A 3,021-nucleotide genomic window follows, 5' to 3' on the forward strand; every position below is an offset into this window, starting at 1 on the left:
CGTTCTGTCCGGGATCGACGGCCTGGATGCCACCGCGGATGATCTCCGTCATGTACGCACCCGTGTTGAGCGAGAGCGTGATGGCACCGGCGACGAACGGGTTGAACGTGAGACCGGGGAACTCGCGGCTGCGGCGTTGAAGAACGCGAGGTCCTCCGGAGCCATCACGGTGCTCGCGGCGCCTCCGCCGATGGAGTAGTTGATCACGTCGACGCCGTCGGCGACGGCCTGGTCGATCGCGGCGATCAGGTCGCTCTGCGCGCAGATATCATCCGTGGTCACCGTCGTGTCTGGACCGACGTAGCAGGCCTTGTAGGCCGAGATCTTGGCCGCGGGCGCGACTCCCGAGATCGTGCCGAAATCGACGTTCTCGATGCTGGCCTTGACCTTGAAGTTGCCCGCCGCGGTGCTCGCGGTGTGAGAGCCGTGGCCGTCACCGTCACGGGGCGAGAGGTAGTCGTACTGGAAATCGAAACCGGCCGCCTCAGCTCCGGCGTAGAAGTACTGTCCGCCGATGAGCTTCGACGAGTAGTCGCTCTTGTCCCAGTCCTGGCCCTCGACCATCGCTGCCTGGAACTGCCCGCCGTCCGACTTGTCGAAGTAGACGTAGGTGCCGTCGGTGTAGGGCTGAGCGCCCTTGTTGCGGTTGTGCTGCTTCTTCTGCTTCTTGATCTTCTTGCCCTCGAACGAGGGGTGCTCGGGGGCGATGCCGGTGTCGATCACGCCGACCACGACGCCCTCTCCGGCTTTCTCGACCCCGCCGGTCTGCTGCCACACGCCGCCGCGGCCCTTGCGGTCGTCGCCGAGCCCGAGGTAGTCGGTCGACGTCTGCGCATCGGGGTGACGGATCTCATCCGGGTACACCCCGATGACGTCCTTCGACGCACGAAGCGCGTCGACCTGTTCGCCGCTGAGGTCGGCACTGAAGCCGTTCAGCACCACCTGGTAGGTGGTGTCGGGGGTGACGCCGATGTCGCTGACGAGGTCGGTCTGCTCGGTCTGCAGATGCTCGACATAGCGTTGCGAATCCTGCGACTGCGTCTCCAGCTGCTCGCCTTCGGCGGGCTTGGTGGCCTTCAGACCCTTGACGTCGCCTTCGTAGGTGGCGAGCGGATCCGACTTCATCACCACGATGTAGTGCCCGGGGGTGCCTGCGACGGGGACGGGGTGCGTCACCTCCTCCGTCGCGGCGTAGCCGGTGGTTGCCGTCGATGCGATGAACAGCGTGGCCAGGGTGGTGGCGGCTGCCATCCGGAGGGGTGTTCGACCCACGTGGTGCTCCCGATGATCACGGCGCAGCCGCGTGCTGCACTGCATCAGGACGATGCCGACGCGCTGAAGATCATCGCGATGAAGAGCCAGATCCCTGTGATCGCCGACATCCACTTCCAGCCGCGCTACATCTACACGGCGATCGACGCCGGATGCGGCGCGGTTCGAGTGAACCCCGGGAACATCCGGGAGTTCGACGGCAACGTCGGCAAGATCGCGGAGGCGGCGAAGGCCGCGGGCGTTTCGCTGCGCATCGGTGTCAACGCCGGATCGCTCGACCGCCGCATCCTCACCAAGTACGGCAAGGCGACGGCCGAGGCGCTGGTCGAGAGCGCCGTCTGGGAGGCGTCGCTGTTCGAGGAGCACGACTTCCACGACTTCAAGATCTCGGTCAAGCACAATGACCCGATCGTGATGGTCAAGGCGTACCGGCTGCTGGCTGAGCGGGGCGATTGGCCTCTGCATCTCGGCGTGACCGAGGCCGGCCCGGCGTTCCAAGGCACGATCAAGAGCGCCACGGCGTTCGGCATCCTGCTCGGCGAGGGCATCGGCGACACGATCCGGGTGTCGCTGTCGGCGCCGCCGGCCGAAGAGGTCAAGGTGGGCCACCAGATCCTGCAGTCGCTGAACCTGCGTGAGCGCAAGCTCGAGATCGTCTCGTGCCCCTCGTGCGGTCGTGCGCAGGTCGACGTATACACGTTGGCCGAGAACGTCACCGAGGGACTCAAGGACATGACCGTCCCGCTTCGGGTCGCCGTGATGGGCTGCGTCGTCAACGGACCCGGTGAGGCCCGAGAAGCCGACCTCGGCGTCGCCTCGGGCAACGGCAAGGGGCAGATCTTCGTGAAGGGCGAGGTCATCAAGACCGTGCCTGAGGCGGACATCGTCGCCACGCTGATCGAAGAAGCCAACCGCATCGCCGCAGAGATGGGCCCGGAAGCGCCGCTCGGCACCGCCCAGGTCGTCACGGTCTGAGCCAGGAGGAGCACCACATGGCCGATCACACACTTCCCGCTCCTGTGCAGGCGATGATCGACGCGATCAACGCCGCCGACACCGAGGCATTCGTGGATGCCTTCACCGCCGACGGTTTCGTCAGCGATTGGGGCACGGTCAAGGCCGGCCCCGCTGGGGTGCGCGACTGGGCGGGCAGTGACGCGATCGGCGCCGGTGCGCAGATGACCGTGCTCTCGGCCGAGACCGAGGGCGACACCACGCGCCTCCGTTTCGGATGGGAGAGTCGCGTCTTCAACGGTGAGTCCGACGGCATCTTCGTCGTCGAGGGCGACAAGCTCGCCAGCTTCACGATCCCCCCGTCCCACTGACACGTCAGCTGCGGGCTGTGGAGCCCGCGCGCCGACTGCGTGCCGTCGAATCCTAGGAGAACCATGTCGACGCCCACCATCGTGACCTTCGCGGCAGGGGCCATCGCCGGAGATGGCATCGTCACCCGTGTCGAGAACCACCCGGACGGCCCCGTCGTGGTCGTGGACACGACACCCTTTCACCCCGTCGACCACACCTGGCCGGATCAGCCGGGCGACACGGGGACCATCGCGGTCGCCGGCGACACCGTCCAGGTGACGGAGGCGCTGATGGCCGCGATCTCGGATGAGGGCGAGTTCGCCGTCGGGAGCGACATCCCCGTCAAGCGCGGGGCCGACGGCTGGACCTGGCTCGTCGGGCATCGGATCGAGGGTGCCGCTCCGGCTGCTCTCGTCGAGGGTGCGCGGGTGACGCTCTCGGTCG

General features: G+C 66.9%; 2 protein-coding genes and 2 pseudogenes. 3 read left to right on the top strand and 1 reads right to left on the bottom strand.

What is annotated here, in order from left to right:
* Positions 1-48: 48 nt before the first annotated feature.
* On the bottom strand, positions 49-1,251 hold the full coding sequence (locus tag KZA10_RS10930; protein WP_218682894.1) for a S8 family serine peptidase: 1,203 nt from the start codon (positions 1,249-1,251) through the stop codon (positions 49-51).
* Positions 1,252-1,317: 66 nt separating this feature from the next.
* Here KZA10_RS10930 and ispG point away from each other — a divergent pair.
* From ispG to KZA10_RS10945, 3 genes and pseudogenes are all read left to right on the top strand, one after another.
* Positions 1,318-2,247 (top strand): annotated as a pseudogene (gene ispG / locus KZA10_RS10935) (flavodoxin-dependent (E)-4-hydroxy-3-methylbut-2-enyl-diphosphate synthase); the annotation flags it as partial.
* Between the two features lie 17 nt (positions 2,248-2,264).
* Positions 2,265-2,597 (top strand): nuclear transport factor 2 family protein, encoded by a 333-nt coding sequence (locus KZA10_RS10940; protein ID WP_218682895.1) that lies wholly within the window; start codon positions 2,265-2,267, stop codon positions 2,595-2,597.
* Between the two features lie 63 nt (positions 2,598-2,660).
* Positions 2,661-3,021: pseudogene (locus KZA10_RS10945) on the top strand (hypothetical protein); the annotation flags it as partial.

Source organism: Microbacterium sp. BF1 (genome assembly GCF_019279095.1).
Lineage (GTDB): Bacteria > Actinomycetota > Actinomycetes > Actinomycetales > Microbacteriaceae > Microbacterium > Microbacterium maritypicum.